Annotated in this window: 14 protein-coding genes; 7 read left to right on the top strand and 7 right to left on the bottom strand. The window is 63.9% G+C overall.

The features are described 5' to 3' along the window. Positions 1–70: 70 nt before the first annotated feature. From ABFO07_RS08345 to ABFO07_RS08375, 7 genes are all read right to left on the bottom strand, one after another. Positions 71–1,759: a hypothetical protein gene (locus ABFO07_RS08345; protein ID WP_347468623.1), complete on the bottom strand. Its 1,689-nt coding sequence runs from the start codon at positions 1,757–1,759 to the stop codon at positions 71–73. A gap of 3 nt (positions 1,760–1,762) precedes the next feature. After that, a complete protein-coding gene (locus ABFO07_RS08350; RefSeq protein WP_060016394.1) occupies positions 1,763–2,896 on the bottom strand; it encodes a glycosyltransferase family 4 protein in 1,134 nt (377 codons plus the stop codon). 43 nt (positions 2,897–2,939) lie between these two features. Next, positions 2,940–3,347, bottom strand: coding sequence for a GtrA family protein (locus ABFO07_RS08355; protein ID WP_060016397.1), 408 nt, complete (start codon positions 3,345–3,347; stop codon positions 2,940–2,942). A 171-nt stretch (positions 3,348–3,518) separates the two neighbouring features. After that, entirely contained in the window at positions 3,519–4,091 is a 573-nt protein-coding gene (locus ABFO07_RS08360; protein WP_060016400.1) for a class I SAM-dependent methyltransferase, read from the bottom strand. Beyond that, a complete protein-coding gene (locus ABFO07_RS08365; RefSeq protein ID WP_060016404.1) occupies positions 4,088–4,789 on the bottom strand; it encodes a class I SAM-dependent methyltransferase in 702 nt (233 codons plus the stop codon). The genes ABFO07_RS08360 and ABFO07_RS08365 overlap by 4 nt, the downstream gene beginning before the upstream one ends. Before the next feature lie 2 nt (positions 4,790–4,791). After that, on the bottom strand, positions 4,792–6,084 hold the full coding sequence (locus ABFO07_RS08370; RefSeq protein ID WP_060016407.1) for a glycosyltransferase family 2 protein: 1,293 nt from the start codon (positions 6,082–6,084) through the stop codon (positions 4,792–4,794). A 123-nt stretch (positions 6,085–6,207) separates the two neighbouring features. Then, entirely contained in the window at positions 6,208–6,495 is a 288-nt protein-coding gene (locus tag ABFO07_RS08375; protein ID WP_155636044.1) for a hypothetical protein, read from the bottom strand. 874 nt (positions 6,496–7,369) lie between these two features. Here ABFO07_RS08375 and ABFO07_RS08380 point away from each other — a divergent pair. From ABFO07_RS08380 to ABFO07_RS08410, 7 genes are all read left to right on the top strand, one after another. Next, positions 7,370–8,902 (top strand): complex I subunit 4 family protein, encoded by a 1,533-nt coding sequence (locus ABFO07_RS08380; protein WP_347468624.1) that lies wholly within the window; start codon positions 7,370–7,372, stop codon positions 8,900–8,902. 245 nt (positions 8,903–9,147) lie between these two features. Beyond that, on the top strand, positions 9,148–10,035 hold the full coding sequence (gene cyoA / locus ABFO07_RS08385; RefSeq protein ID WP_347468625.1) for a ubiquinol oxidase subunit II: 888 nt from the start codon (positions 9,148–9,150) through the stop codon (positions 10,033–10,035). A gap of 3 nt (positions 10,036–10,038) precedes the next feature. Then, positions 10,039–12,045: a cytochrome o ubiquinol oxidase subunit I gene (gene cyoB / locus ABFO07_RS08390; protein ID WP_060016416.1), complete on the top strand. Its 2,007-nt coding sequence runs from the start codon at positions 10,039–10,041 to the stop codon at positions 12,043–12,045. Continuing rightward, complete coding sequence (cyoC, locus tag ABFO07_RS08395; RefSeq protein WP_060150122.1) at positions 12,045–12,659, top strand: cytochrome o ubiquinol oxidase subunit III; 615 nt, start codon at positions 12,045–12,047, stop codon at positions 12,657–12,659. Before cyoB ends, cyoC begins: the two co-directional genes overlap by 1 nt. Then, the gene (gene cyoD / locus ABFO07_RS08400) at positions 12,660–12,992 is read left to right on the top strand and encodes a cytochrome o ubiquinol oxidase subunit IV (RefSeq protein ID WP_017331748.1); all 333 of its coding nucleotides are present in this window, start codon (positions 12,660–12,662) and stop codon (positions 12,990–12,992) included. It abuts the gene before it with no gap. Between the two features lie 255 nt (positions 12,993–13,247). After that, the gene (locus tag ABFO07_RS08405) at positions 13,248–13,622 is read left to right on the top strand and encodes a hypothetical protein (RefSeq protein ID WP_059885729.1); all 375 of its coding nucleotides are present in this window, start codon (positions 13,248–13,250) and stop codon (positions 13,620–13,622) included. A 165-nt stretch (positions 13,623–13,787) separates the two neighbouring features. Further along, on the top strand, positions 13,788–15,668 hold the full coding sequence (locus tag ABFO07_RS08410) for an extracellular solute-binding protein (RefSeq protein WP_347468626.1): 1,881 nt from the start codon (positions 13,788–13,790) through the stop codon (positions 15,666–15,668). Positions 15,669–15,689: the final 21 nt, after the last annotated feature.

The following is a 15,689-nucleotide window of genomic DNA, read 5'->3' on the forward strand; positions in this document are numbered from 1 at the left end:
CGGACTTGCGGGGCTTTTCTTTTTCCGGCTCCGCCGCGCCGACTGCCGCACGCGGCGCAGTCGTTTCGCTTCATTGCCCGATCAGCCAGATCTGCCCGAATTCGGTGGCCGGCAGCGGCGTCGCCGCGATGTGCGCGCTGCGCAGGAATTCCCCGTCCGCCTGTTCCCCCTTGCCGACCATGCGAATCGATCGATTCCGCAGGAGCGGGTCGTTCTGCACGAGGTCGTTGAGGAACACGTTGCGATCGACGAACACGAACACGATGCTGCGCCGGTTCGCCGGCGCGTCGGGTATCCGCGCGAGCTGGGTGCTGATGTGCGTTTCGATATTCCGCAACTGCCACGGCACGAGGATCAGCAGGCTGCACACGATGAAGGCGCCGGCCAGGTTACGGAATGCCGGCAGCGCTTCGCCGTCGTCGTTGCGCAATCCGCCGGCGACGGCGGCGCCCGCGAGGATCGGCAGCACGCCCCACGCAGGATGGAAATAGCGGTATCCCCAGCCGTTCCCCTGATCGAACGGCACGAAGAAGTAGGCGAAGAAGGTCAAGAGGGCCGATGCGGCGAGCAGTTGCACCGCGCGGTTCTCCCGCCAACGTGCGTATCCCATGCATGCGAGGATCAGGAGGCCCGGCACCGCCCATACCCACAATTTGATGGCGCCGGCCGCGCGGATGACGAATATCGATGCGCTGGGCAACGAAAACACCGACGCGACCAGCGCGAGGAAGCCTTGGGACGGCGCGTGCGCCAGCTGGCCGGCCCCGTCGGCGGCGACGTGGGCCTTGAACAGAACCCAGCCCAGGCCGAGCAGCAGGGTGATCGGCGCGTATCCCGCGATGAGCGCGGCCGTTTGTCGCAGCGGTGGGCGGCGGCCGAGAAACCAGATCAGCCACGGCAGTGCAAACAGCGCGTGGGGCAGCGGATTGTGGAAAGTCAGCGCAAGCGAGCCGACGATGCCGCTGACGAACAGGCGGCGCGCGGTCGGTTGCAGGAAACCCCAGATGAACACGAGATTGGCCAGCAGCAGGCCGGTCATCGCGAAGTATGAAATGCCCGAGCCCGCGAACACGGGCGAGGCGACGGTGAACAGGATCGCCCAGCCGGCCACCGCTTCGTTCTCCGGAAACACGAGGCGACAGGTGCGCGCGATCGCGACGATGGTCAGCGCCGACAGCACCGGATTGCACAGCCATTCGGCGCCGATCAGGCTGAACGGCGCCATCGCGAGGGCGAAACCGGGCCAGTAGGCGGAGGTCACATCGCCGCTGGCGCGTGATACGACCAGGAAGTAGTTCTGGAATGGCTGATAGATGAGCCGGTCGAGCCACGACGGCGGGAAGTGCGCCGACAGCGCGCCGCTCGCGAAGATGCGGCTCTGGAACCACGCGGTGTATTCGTCCATCGACAGCGGATGCGCGTGATAGACATAGCGCGCGGCCAGCGCGAGCACGGCGCCGGTCACGGCGGCCACACGCCACGGATGGCGCCCGCACGCGGCGGCCACGGTGGACACGCGGCCGCAGAACGGGGCGATCGCGGTGGCCAGCAGGATCAGCAAGACGCTCGCTTCGGCCACCGGGCGATCGTATGTGTAGAGCAGGTAGAAGAAGAACGACGACATCAGGCCCGGCACGTGCGGGTCGAACGCGAGCAGCAGGGCGCAGATGGTTCCGACGATGCCTGTCCGGATGGCCAGCTGCGTGACCGGGGATGCCAGGCTTCGAGCGCGGGGCTCGGCTTTCTCAGCGGTCGTCATGCTTTATCTCCGCCGCTCGAGGATTTCGCGGATGACTTCGAGGTAGGCATTGGCACAGCGTTCCCAGGACCAATGATTGGAGGCCCAGTCTGCGACTTCGCGGCGTCGTCGGGCGAGCTGCTGCGGGTCGGCGACGAGTGTGGTCAGACGGCGATGCCAGGCCGGCAATGCGCTATCGACATCGACGCTTTCGAAAAAAAGCATCTGGTCGACGCCGGGTAGGGCAGAAGCCGTATCGCGACCGACGATGGCTGGCGTGCCGCAGGCCATCGATTCCTGTACGACGAGCGGAAAGCCTTCGCCAGTACTCGGCAGTACGAGCAGATCGGCAGCGCGATATAGCTCGGCGAGCGAGGCCCCAGAACGATCACGGAAAACCCGGACATTGTTTCGCGCCCATTTCTCCGGATCCATCTCGCCTTTGCCAGCGAAAATCCAGGTGACATCCGGGAGCAGTGCCGTCAATTTTTCCAGTAGACCCAAACCCTTTTTCTCGACGAAGCGGCCGACGAAGAGCAGGCATGCGTGGCCGGCAGGAATATTCAGGTTGACGCGCAACTGGTCACGCGCAGCGTCGGTGATGGGTGAGAACGTGGAAAGGTCGAGACCGTTGGGAATCAACAGGCCCCTGCGGCCGGTCCTGCCATCGGGCAGGAAGAATGTCCTGACGGTGTCACTAACGAAGGCGGCGGCGTCGGCGTACTTGAGCATTGATCTTCCGAGCGTCAGGTTCGCCACGGCGAGCAACCGGGAAATCAGCCTGCTGCGAAACGGAACTTCGCCGACGTGTTGGGTGATGAGGATCGGCTTGCGCAGGACTTTTGCGATCGCGAATGCCGCGAGACTGCCGATGTAGATGTAGTCATGCAGGTACACGAGGTCGGCTTCGTGAACCGCGTTCCAGAGTGACTTCAGGCGCAGTGGGGACCAAATCGGGTAAGGCATGTGGAATCGGCGTTCCAGAGGATTCCATGCACGCACCGGCAGGCAATTGACGCCGCCAAGCGCCGGAGCGGGATCGCAGTCGCTGGCGAACCACGTAACGATCGTCCTCTTGTCGCGGGTCAGCGTCTCCGCAAGATGACCCGCGACGATCTCTATGCCGCCTCGGTGGGCAGGAAAGAAGTGGGTGATCAATGCGATGCGCACCGGGCGAAGGCATGGTGCGTTACCTGGGGCTTCAGAGGCCACGGCAGAATACTCTGGACGATTGGTAGACATAGCCGCAAAGGAAGGACAGCGCCGTCGAAAGAACTGCTGCAAGCAGATAATGAATATGGAATACATTCGCCAGCAGAGCCAGAAGCCCTACGTTCATGAACGTACTGGTCAGCAGGCTCGCGACGTACCGCATGAACTGCGCGGCCGAATTCGGATCGTCGCCCCTGAATGAGATGCGCTTGTGCAGGACGTAGCTCAACGGCGCGAGAATGCCGAATGACCACACGCACGAAAGTAGATAGTGGAGGCCGAAGATTCCAGTGCCAACGTAGAGAATGGCCAGGTTCATTGCTGCACAGAGCGCGCCGACTCCGCCATAGCGGGCCAACTGGAACCATTCTGTCGGATTCACCATTTTCGAAAGCATAGGCCAAGGCCTCCGCAAATCATCCTGTCGTTGCCCGCACGCGTGAGTGAGCCGGCATCTTCCATCTTCGTCGTCAGGGAAAGCAGGCGCGTCGCATTGCGCCCGTTGAATCGATGCCGGGTGCTCGGGATGCACGTTCGACCTCGCAATCAACCATCGGCTCGCAGGGCATCACGATTTGCACCAGAGCCCGATGAATTGCAGGGAGTTTGTGCACGATCCCAACAACCCCTGATGACAAGGAGCAGGATGAATCGTGGTGACGCATTTGAAACCCTGCTCCTCGATCAACGGAAGCCATTCCCACTGGCGCTGATATTTGTAAAGAGAAGGGATGCTGAATCGCCGGTTGCCGAGTTCATCTAGTGCGCAGAGGGTTAGCCAGCCCATCAACGATCGATAGGTATGGTCCTTGATGAGTAGCCAGCGGCGGCTGCAGCGAGCGATTTCCCGAACGAAATGGGCCGGATCGGGGCAGTGATGCAGAACATCGATGGCATATACGAGATCGAACGTCCGATCCTGAAAGGGCAAGGTGTCGCCCGAATAGAGCACCGTGTCGGCGTAATTCTTTTTCCGGCGCGTGACATCCAGCGGAACGATGGCGTGTGCGAGTCCCTCGCTTTTCATGCGAGACGTGAACCAGCCATCTCCGCAGCCGAAATCGAGGGTGTCGCCGAATGGTCCGTGAGGGCGCAGGATCTGATCCATCATGCTGAAGGTGCGTTGACGATAGAGGTTCATAGTGGACCGTTACCCGGAAGTGGTTCGGCTACGACGACATAGACCGCGGCATTATCTTGCTTCCACGACGATGGGGTAATCCTGTCTTCGAAGGCCATTCTCAAATACCCGAAGCCGCAGAAAAATGCGCTCAGCAGCGCGCCGACGGCCGGAATCCTCGACAGCAGCTTGCTCATTCCGATTGAACGGAACAGGGTGGTCCATGCGAGGGGGCCCACGGCACCGACGATTTCGCAGACTCTGAAGCTTCGGGATTCAGTCTCCGACACGAGGCCATTCCTGGTCCATCGGCGATAGTCTCCGGGATGCGGGTGATAGAGCCAGACGCCGTGGGTCGAAAGTACCAGCTTCCCGTTTCGCGCAAGAATTCGGCGAGCCTCCGACAGGTACCAGTCAAGGTCCCAAACATGCTCCAGAACCTGAAAGGACGTCACGACCGCGATGGATTCATCCGAGACGGGCAGAGGCTGTCCGGGTTCGATAATCAGATCGCACTTGCTTTCCGCAAGGTCCAGGCAAAGGTAGTCGAAGCCCTTCTGTTCAAACAGCGACCTGTATGGCGCGTCGCCGGCACCGATGTCCGCGACATGGCCCGAAGAATCGGACAAGTGGCGATCGAGGACGGCGCCGATCGTGTTTGCCAGTCGACGCAGAACATAGGCGTCGTGCCGCCATATGGGTGGGTGCAGTCTGGACATGGTTAGAGGAATCCGTTTTGAACGTGTTGGACCGGCGCATTGGCATCCCGGCTCTTCCTCCTTTCCCGTTCCGAGGCGACCAGATTGAGAATGAAGGCGGAGAAGACCGCATTCGTTCCCAGCACGATCAACGTCGTGGCCACGATCGAGAGATGCACGGTGCTTTCCATCGGGTGCAACGGGTAGGCCAACCATTTGGCGAGCATGCCTGCATCGAGGACGATGCCGAAGATTGCGATCGCTGCGCCACCTAGCATGCAGGCCTCCATCGCAAAGGGCGCCGTGGCCCATTGAACGATGCGCCCGCGCAATGAGGGATGCTTGCCGGCCATGATGACCGTGGCGAGCACACCCATCGTGATGAAGTTGAAGCCGATCAACGACAGCAGGCTGCCCAGCGCGAGAAAGTGCGGGCCAAAGAAGTGCCCGCCGACGGTGATGGGCCCGCCGGTCAGCATGCCCAGCAACAGCAGACCGACCACGAGCAGCAACAGTCCGGGCGCCAGGAAGACCTCGTTGGGTGCGTATGTGAGGAGGAAGCGCAGGTGTCGCCACCCGTCCCGGAACGAACGCAGGTGCGGCGGACGGTTGCGTTTGTCGGGGTACAGAACCGTCGGAATCTCTACGATGCGTAGTCCATTGCGCGCCGCGTTCATCACCATTTCCGACGCGAACTCCATGCCGGTCGTTTGAAGTTCCATGCGCGCAAACGCCTCGCGCGTAAACGCACGCATCCCGCAATGGAAATCGCCGACCGGAACCCGGCAGATCAGCCGCGCGATCGTCGACAGCACCGGATTGCCGAGATAGCGATGCAGCGGCGGCATCGCATGCGGCATGATGCCGCCCTTGAAGCGGTTGCCGATCACGAACTCGTAGCCTTCGTCGATCTTCTCGATGAAGCCGCGCAGGTTCGACCAGTCGTACGAGTCGTCCGCGTCGCCCATGATGACGATGTCGCCGTCGGCCGCCGCGATGCCGGCCATCAGCGCCGCACCGTAGCCGCGCACCGGCTGGTGCACCACCTTCGCGCCGAGCTGGCGTGCGATCTCGACCGAGCGGTCGGTGGAGCCGTTGTCGGCGATGACGACCTGACCGGTGACGCCCAGCTCGGCGAAGCTGCGCTGCGCCTTCTCGATGCACATCGCCAGCGTCATTTCCTCGTTGAGGCAAGGCATGACGGCCGACACCCGGATTCGTCCGGACGAGGCCCCGTTCGCGACTGCGGCCGGCGCGGCGCGAGGCGAACCCGACGTGCTGCCGTAATCCGGGCGCAGAAGAATATCGCTCGCCATGCTGGATCTCCCGATTGGTCTCGTGCTTTTTCTGGTTCTTGCTCGATGGCGGGCCGGCCCGACGTCACCTGCCGACGCGTCGGCGCCATTTCGCCCATCTGCGGCGAATGCAATGCGTGGTGTTCAGCGCAGGGCCCGACGGCGGACCGCACCGGCATCCGGTGCGGCCGGTGCCGGCGTCATCACCATCCTGACTGCGATCGCGTGCGGCGATGCGGCGGCCGCACGCGGACGGTCGCGTAGGACGCTGCGGGCCACGGCGCGATATGGCTGGGTGTGTCGAAGCGTGTGCGGCCACGGCTGCGGGAAGGCGCAAGCCGATTCCGGAAAGGGCTGCCGAAACGGCATGTTTTCCGCCATGCCGAAATGAATGAGCGCAGCATGCTGCTCAACCCCGAATTCGCCGCCCATGCGGCTTTCGCTCTGGTTTTCATATTCACCCCGAATACGAAATGTTTTATCTGAGTGTATGGCGTCTACATGCGCCGCCCAACCAGCGTTTACGCAAATCCTCCGACTAGCGGGTTGCGTATCGCCGGTGGGGCTGATCAATCCCGCACGCAGGGAGCGTGCCAATTGGCCGGGACGAGCCTGCTGCCTGACGATCGGCTGCCGCTTCACATGCGGCGGGGATTTCGAAGGCGGAAATGTTTCAGTCCTGCAACATGCGGCATCGTTGGGGCCACGGTGCGCCCGGCTTTCCCGGTGTCGGGGCAGTGCGTTACGACTGAAAACGCGCCGAACGAAACGTTGCGTGGCGCACGGTGTTTCGGGCGTGAAACGTCTGACAAGGAAACAGGCGTGCGCGCAGAGTGACCTTGAAGCGTCGGCGTGCACTGCGATCGACATGTTCGATGCGCGCGGTGTCGGACGAAATGAATGGATTATGTAATTTTCGATGTAAGGAAACGCCGGCGCAACTCACGGCACACCGTGCAATCCGTGACGTTGCTCGCGAGCCGCGGCGCCGCCCCGATATATCAAAATAACCTGTCCTCGTACGAAACCGGCAAATCTTGTTTTGCTGTCCTGCACAAATTAGCGCAGAAAAATCATCGATTTAAATACCCGCTCCACAGGGGTGCATTGCTGCGCTGCAAAAAATAATCAACCGAATTATGCTGGTTAACCCGGTAGCGTTTGAGCGGCATCAAGCTTTCGCACGATGCCGCTTTACATTTGCCCGACACCGGCGATCCACGAAATCTACCTTTCTTTTTGATTTCGTTCCTTTCGCCGCGCCTGCCCCCGATCCAGCGCGCGGCACTCTGTGGGCCTTACTGACATGCATGATCTCCCCATTCTGAGCCTGGCGATCTGGGTTCCGATTCTGTTCGGCGCGTGCCTGTTGCGCGCCGGTTCCGACCGCCATCCGCGCCGCACGCGGCTGATCGCGCTTGCCGGCGCGGTGGCGGGGCTCGCGACTGTCGTGCCGCTAATCACGGGCTTCGACTCGCATTCGGCCGCGATGCAGTTCGTCGAGCATCGCAACTGGCTCGCGGCGTTCGACGCTGGCTGGCGCCTCGGCATCGACGGCGCATCGCTGTGGCTCGTCGTGCTGACGGCATTCACCACGCTCGTGATCGTCGTCGCATCGTGGGAATCCGTCACCGTGCGCGTCGCGCAATACCTCGCATCGTTCCTGATCCTGTCGGGGCTGATGGTGGGCGTGTTCGCCGCGCAGGACGGCCTGCTGTTCTTCATCTTCTTCGAGGCGACGCTGATCCCGCTCTACCTGCTGATCGGCACGTGGGGCCGCGAAAACCGCGTGCATGCGGCGGTGAAGTTCTTCTTCATCTCGTTCGCGGGTTCGCTGCTGCTGCTGATGGCGATGCTGTACCTGTACGCGCAGTCGCACACGTTCGACATGAACGCGTGGCGCACGCTGCGGCTCGGCTTCGCGCCGCAGCTGCTGGTGTTCCTCGGCTTCTTCGCGGCGTTCGCGGTCAAGGTGCCGATGTGGCCGGTGCATACGTGGCTGCGCGACGTGTACACGGACGGCCCGACCGGCGCCGCGCTGATGCTCGGCATGCTGAAGCTCGGCGGCTACGGCTTCCTGCGCTTCGCGCTGCCGATCACGCCGGACGCGAGCCACTTCTTCGCGCCGGCCGTGCTCGCGCTGTCGCTGTTCGCGATCATCTACGCGAGCCTGCTCGCGCTCGCGCAAACCGATCTCACCAGGCTGCTCGCGTATTCGACGGTCGCGCACATGGGGCTCGTCACGCTCGGCCTGTTCCTGTTCAACCAGATCGGCGTCGAAGGCGCGATCGTGCAGCTCGTGTCGTACGGCTTCGTCGCGGGCGCGATGCTGCTGTGCGTGAGCGTGCTGGTCGACCGCACGAAGCAGCGCGAGATCGCGGCCTACGGCGGCGTCGCGAGCGTGATGCCGCGTTTCGCGACGTTCGCGCTGCTGTTCTCGATGGCGAACGTCGGGCTGCCCGGCACGTCGGGTTTCGTCGGCGAATTCATGATCATCATGGGCGCGATCCGCTTCAACTTCTGGATCGGCGCAATCGCGGCGCTGACGCTGATCCTCAGCGCGTCGTACACGCTGTGGATGCTCAAGCGCGTCGTGTTCGGCAAGATCAAGAGCCCGCGCATCGCGCAGCTCGTCGACCTGAACCGCCGCGAGATCGCGATGTTCGCGTCGCTCGCGCTGATCGTGCTGATGGTCGGCCTGTATCCGAAGCCGTTCACCGACGCGATCGACCCAACCGTCGCGCGCCTGATCGACGAAGCGGATCATTCGAAGATGCCGGCAGGGGACGGCCCCGCGCCCGCGCAATCGTCGTACGTGGCATCCGCGCCCAACAGCTGAGCGTCATCGTCGTCGTGCTTCATGCGTCGCATGCGGGAGACCGCGGGCGCGCATGGTTGCGCGCGCATCCTTCTCGGCGCGCGCGCCGCACAACCCCGCGACAATCTGACACACGACAAATCCTGCAACGATGATTTGTCACATTTGTTGATTTTCGACAAATCCTATCGCCGTAAGATGCGGCCACTTTCGTGGATCGAATGCGCATCGGGCGTGGATGGATTCAATGACAATCAGGCTGTGTGATGAATGAAAAGGCTTTGAAAGGCGCGTCGAGACTGCTGCCGCTCGCCGCTGCACTGGGCGTGTCCGGCTGCAAGCTCGACGTGCTGAATCCGAAGGGCGCGGTGGGCGTCGCGGAGAAAGCGCTGATCGCGACCTCGACATGGACGATGCTGCTCGTCGTCGTGCCGGTGATCCTGCTCACGCTGTTCTTCGCATGGCGTTACCGCGCGTCGAACCGCAATGCGACCTATGCGCCGGACTGGTCGCACTCGACCGCGATCGAGGTCGTGATCTGGACGGTGCCGACGCTGATCATCCTGTTCCTCGGCATCCTCACGTGGAAGACCACGCACGAGCTCGACCCGTACAAGCCGCTCGAGTCGTCGGTCAAGCCGATCGACGTCGAGGTCGTCGCGCTCGACTGGAAATGGCTGTTCATCTATCCGGAGCTCGGCATCGCGTCGGTGAACCAGCTTGCGATTCCGGTCGGCACGCCGGTGAATTTCCGCATCACGTCGGATTCGGTGATGAACTCGTTCTTCATCCCGCAGCTCGGCGGCCAGGTCTATGCGATGGCCGGCATGCAGACGCGCCTGCACCTGATCGCGGATGAACCCGGCAACTACGCGGGCACGTCCGCCAACTTCAGCGGCCGCGGCTTCTCCGACATGAAATTCCGCACGCTCGCCGAGCCGCGCGAGCAGTTCGATGCATGGGTGAAGAAGGTGAGGGCGTCGCCGGACCGGCTCGACATGACCGCGTACGGCACCGTCGCGCAGCCGAGCGAGAAGGCGCCGGTGCGCTACTTCTCGTCGGTCGATCCACGGCTCTTTCACAACATCATCGCGAAATACAACGATGGCCACGTCCTCGACCTGAAGGACGCCGCCTGCGGCACGAAGGGGTAACGCATGTTCGGCAAACTGACACTTTCGGCGATCCCGTTCGATCAGCCCATCATCATGGGGGCGGGCGCCTTCATGGGGCTCGTCGTACTGGGCATACTCGCCGCACTGACGATCACCGGCCGCTGGAAATGGCTGTGGAGCGAATGGCTCACGTCGGTCGATCACAAGAAGCTCGGCGTGATGTACATCATCGTCGCATTCATCATGCTGCTGCGTGGCTTCGCCGACGCGATCATGATGCGCATGCAGCTCGCGCTGTCGTACAACGCGCCCGGCTTCCTGCCGCCGCACCACTACGACCAGATCTTCACCGCGCACGGCGTGATCATGATCTTCTTCATGGCGATGGTGTTCATGGTCGGCCTGATGAACCTGGTCGTGCCGCTGCAGATCGGCGCGCGCGACGTCGCGTTTCCGTTCATCAACTCGCTCAGCTTCTGGATGACGGCGGTCAGCGCGATCCTGATCAACATCTCGCTCGTGATCGGCGAGTTCGCGCAGACGGGCTGGCTCGCGTATCCGCCGCTCTCCGAGCTGCAGTACAGCCCCGGGGTGGGGGTCGACTACTACCTGTGGGCGCTGCAGATCTCCGGCGTCGGCACGCTGCTGACGGGCGTGAACTTCTTCGTGACGATCATCAAGATGCGCGCGCCGGGCATGACGCTGATGAAGATGCCGGTGTTCACGTGGACGGCGCTCTGCACGAACGTGCTGATCATGGCGTCGTTCCCGATCCTGACCGCGACGCTCGCGCTGCTCGGCCTCGACCGCTACTTCGGCATGCACTTCTTCACGAACGAGGCGGGCGGCAACGCGATGCTGTACCTGAACCTGATCTGGGCGTGGGGGCATCCGGAGGTGTACATCCTGATCCTGCCGGCGTTCGGGATTTTCTCGGAGGTCATTGCGACGTTCGCGAAGAAGCCGCTGTTCGGCTACAAGACGATGGTGTACGCGACCTGCGCGATCATGGTGCTGTCGTTCCTCGTGTGGCTGCATCACTTCTTCACGATGGGCTCGGGCGCGAACGTGAACGCGTTCTTCGGGATCATGACGATGATCATCGCGATCCCGACCGGCGTGAAGGTGTTCAACTGGCTGTTCACGATGTACCGCGGCCGGATCGAATTCACGACGCCGGTGCTGTGGACGATCGGCTTCATGGTGACGTTCACGCTCGGCGGGATGACCGGCGTGATGATGGCGATCCCGGGCGCGGACTTCGTGCTGCACAACAGCCTGTTCCTGATCGCGCACTTCCATAACGTGATCATCGGCGGCGTGCTGTTCGGCTATCTCGCGGGCTTCAACTACTGGTTCCCGAAGGCGTTCGGCTTCAAGCTGAACGAGACGCTCGGCAAGGCCGCGTTCTGGTTCTGGCAGATCGGCTTCTACGTCGCGTTCGTGCCGCTCTACGTGCTCGGCTTCATGGGCATGACGCGCCGCCTGAACCACTACGACAACCCGGCCTGGCACCCGTGGCTGCTGGTGGCCGCATTCGGCGCGGTGCTGATCGCGGTCGGCATCGCGTGCCAGCTGCTGCAGCTCGTCGTCAGCATCCGCAATCGCAACCTGCCCGAGAATCGCGACACGACGGGCGACCCGTGGGGCGGCCGCACGCTCGAGTGGGCGACCACGTCGCCGCCGGCGGACTACAACTTCGCGGCCATCCCGCAGGTGCGCGCGCTCGATGCGTTCGCCGACATGAAGGCGCGCGGCGACGGCCGGCCGAATCCGGCGACGTACCGCGACATCCACATGCCGTCGAACACGTGCGCGGGCCTCGTGATCGGGATCTTCAGCCTGGCGCTCGGTTTCGCGCTGGTGTGGCACATCTGGTGGCTCGCGATCGCCGGCCTGGTCGGCATCGTCGCGACGCTGGCGATCTACAGCTCGCGCGACAACGACGGTTATTACATTCCCGCCTCGACGGTGCGGCGGATCGAAGAGTCGCGACACACGGCGCGCGTGGCCGCGCGCGTCGACGACGTGGAACTGGAGGCCAACTGATGTTGCAGAAAACCCTCGACGTGAACCTGCACGTGCACGAGCACGCGGACGATCATCCGCCGTCGCATTCGGTGTTCGGTTTCTGGCTGTACCTGATGACCGACTGCGTGATCTTCGCGGCGCTGTTCGCAGCCTTCGCGGTGCTTGGCCACCAGTATGCGGGCGGCCCGACCGGCAAGGACCTGTTCGACATTCCGGGCGTCGCGCTCGAGACGGCGGCGCTGCTGCTGTCGAGCATCACGTACGGCTTCGCGATGCTCGGTGCGCACCGCGGCAAGCGCGGCGCGGCGCTCGGCTGGCTCGCGGTGACGTTCGTGCTCGGCGCGGCGTTTCTCGCGATGGAAATGCGGGAGTTCTCGCACCTGATCGCCGACGGCGCGGGCCCGCAGCGCAGCGCGTTCCTGTCGGCGTTCTTCACGCTGGTCGGCACGCACGGGCTGCACGTGACGGCCGGCCTGATCTGGATGATCGTGCTGGCCGCGCAGATCGTCGCCCGGCCCGAGCTGAGCGATCGCGACATCCGGCGCCTGACGTGCCTGAGCCTGTTCTGGCACTTCCTCGACATCGTCTGGATCTGCGTGTTTTCCTTTGTCTATCTCGCGAGCGTGATCTAAATGGCCCATTCGCATTCGTCTCAACTCGAAGAAGGGCACGGCAGCGTCGGCGGCTATGTCGCCGGCTTCATCCTGTCGGTCGTGCTCACGGCCGCGTCGTTCGGCCTCGTGACGGGCGGCGTGCTGTCGCCGCATGCGTCGCTCGTCGCGCTCGCGGTGCTGGCGTTCGTGCAGATCGTCGTGCACCTCGTGTACTTCCTGCACATGAACAGCTCGTCCGGGCAGCGCTGGAACGTGATGGCGTTCAGCTACACGGTGCTGACCGCCGCGATCCTGATCGTCGGCACGATGTGGGTGATGCACAACGTCAGCATGAACATGATGTCGCGCTAGCGCGCAGCGGTTTCCGGGCATGATGAAAAGAGCGGCACGCATGTGCCGCTCTTTGTCGTTGCGGCGCCGCACGCGGGGCACGGGCAAGCCGCTGCGCTATCATTCCGGCCGGCCGCGGCGGGGCGAATGTTACAAGACGTTAGCGCTGCTTCCCGGTTGCGATCCCGCGCATCAGTTCTTACAAACTTGAAATATGCGCGGGCGGGGCATCCCGCTATAGTCGAATCACCCACGAAACAACCAGAAGAGGACTCCATGAAGACCTTGCGTATTGCGTCGCTCATGACCGGTATGGCGACCTTGCTCGTGTCGGGCGCAGCAATGGCGGGTGTCAATGTCGGGATCAACGTCGGCGTGCCGGCGCCGGTCTACGTCGCGCCCGCGCCGGTGTACGCGCCGCCGCCGCCGCCGGTCGTCTACCAGCCGGCGCCGGTGTATGCGGCGCCTGCGTATGCCGCGCCGGTGTACGTCGCGCCCGCGCCGGCCATCGTGATCGGCTGGCACGGCGATCGCTACTGGGACGGCCGCCGCTACTGGGGCCGCGACGAGTGGTATCGCCATCGCGGCCGCGGCTGGGATGACCGTGGCCACTGGGATCACGATCGCGGCCGCCACAACGGCTGGCGTTGATACGCACGCGCGTCGCAGGTTCGTGAGAAACCGCCCTTCGGGGCGGTTTTCTTTTATGGGCGCGCAGCCCGCATCCGTGGCGGCATGGCGCGCAGTGGCTGCAAGCGGGTGCGAATAGGTAGAATTCCCGCACATCGCCACCTTCAATCGACCGACAGGAGCCTTATGACGCAAGGTTCGCCCCGGGCCGCCGCGTGCGCCCGTTCCGGCATCGCGCGTGCCGTGCGGGCCGCCGGCCGCACGGCTGCGGCGCTGCTGGTGCAGACGGCGCTGGCCGCGACCGCCGCGCATGCCGCCCATGCGATCGCCCAGTACGGCGAGCCCAAGTATCCGCCGGGCTTCAAGCACTTCGACTACGTGAACCCGGATGCGCCGAAGGGCGGCACGCTCGTGCTCGCGAACCCGAGCCGGTTGACGTCGTTCGACAAGTTCAACCCGTATACGATGCGCGGCAACATCGCGCCCGGCATCGACCTGCTGTTCGAAAGCCTCGCGACCGGCAGCTCGGACGAGCCGGCGTCCGCGTACGGCCTGCTCGCCGACGATATCGCGGTCGCGCCGGACGGCCTGTCGGTCACGTTCCACCTGAACCCGCGCGCGCGCTTCTCGAACGGCGACCCGGTGACGGCCGCCGACGTCAAGCATTCGTTCGACATGCTGAAGAGCAAGCAGGCCGCGCCGCAGTACGCCGCGTATTTCGCGGACATCGCGCGCGCGGTGATCGTCGATCCGGCCACGGTGCGCTTCGAGTTCCGCCGGCGCAACCGCGAGCTGCCGCTGATCGCGGGCGGCGTGCCGGTGTTCTCGCGCAAATGGGGGCTGCGCGCGGACGGCACGCGCGTTCCGTTCGACCAGATCGCGTTCGAGCAGCCGATCGGCAGCGGGCCGTACCTGATCGAGCACTACGACAACGGGCGCACGATCACGTACCGGCGCAACCCCGCCTACTGGGGTGCCGACCTGCCGGTGCGGGTGGGCACCCACAACTTCGAGCGGATCGTCTACAAGCTGTACGGCGACGGCGTCGCGCGGCTCGAGGCGTTCAAGGCCGGCGAGTACGACGTGCTGGTCGAATACATCGCGCGCAACTGGGTGCGGCGCGACGTCGGCAAGCGCTTCGACAGCGGCGAGCTCGTCAAGCGCGAATTCCGCCAGCACAACGGCGCGGGCATGCAGGGTTTCATGCTGAACCTGCGGCGGCCGAAGTTTCGCGACGTGCGGGTGCGCCAGGCGCTCGATCTCGCGTTCGATTTCGAGTGGCTGAACCGCCAGCTCTTCTACGGCGGCTACACGCGCCTCGACAGCTATTTCGCCGACACCGACCTGCAGGCGACCGGCATGCCGGGCCCGGGCGAACTCAAGCTGCTCGAGCCGCTTCGCGCGCAGCTCGACCCGGCAGTATTCGGCCCGATGGTCGTGCAGCCGAACACGAACCCGCCCGGCTCGCTGCGCGCAAACCTGCTGAAGGCGCGCGCGCTGCTCGCCGCGGCCGGGTGGACGTATCGCGACGGCGCGCTGCGCAATGCGAAGGGCGAGCCGTTCACGTTCGAGATCCTCGACGATGCGGGCTCCGCGTTCGAGCCGGTCGTGATCGCATACCAGCGCAACCTCGCGAAGCTCGGCATCGACGTGAAGTTTCGTACCGCCGACTACGCGCTGCTGCAGAAGCGTCTCGACGCATTCGACTACGACATGACGACGATCCGTTACCTCGGGGTGCAGGTGCCCGGACCCGAGCAGCTGGCGCGCTACGGCAGCAAGTTCGCGGACGAGCCGGGCTCGTCCAATGTGATCGGGCTCAAGTCGCCGGCCGTCGACGCGCTGCTCGCGGCGCTCGGCGCGGCCGAGACCCGCGAGCAGCTGCTCGACGCGACGCATGCGCTCGACCGCGTACTGATGCACGGCCACTACGCGATCCCGCAGTGGTACAGCACGACGCACCGGGTCGCGTACAAGCGCACGCTTGCCTATCCGCAGACGCTGCCGCTGTACTATTCGGCGGAGGACTGGGTCGTGTCGACCTGGTGGATCAAGCCGGGCAGCTGAGCACGGCGGCCGCCGTCCCAA

The sequence above is a fragment of the Burkholderia stagnalis genome, from assembly GCF_039848545.1.
Taxonomy (GTDB): Bacteria; Pseudomonadota; Gammaproteobacteria; order Burkholderiales; family Burkholderiaceae; genus Burkholderia; species Burkholderia stagnalis.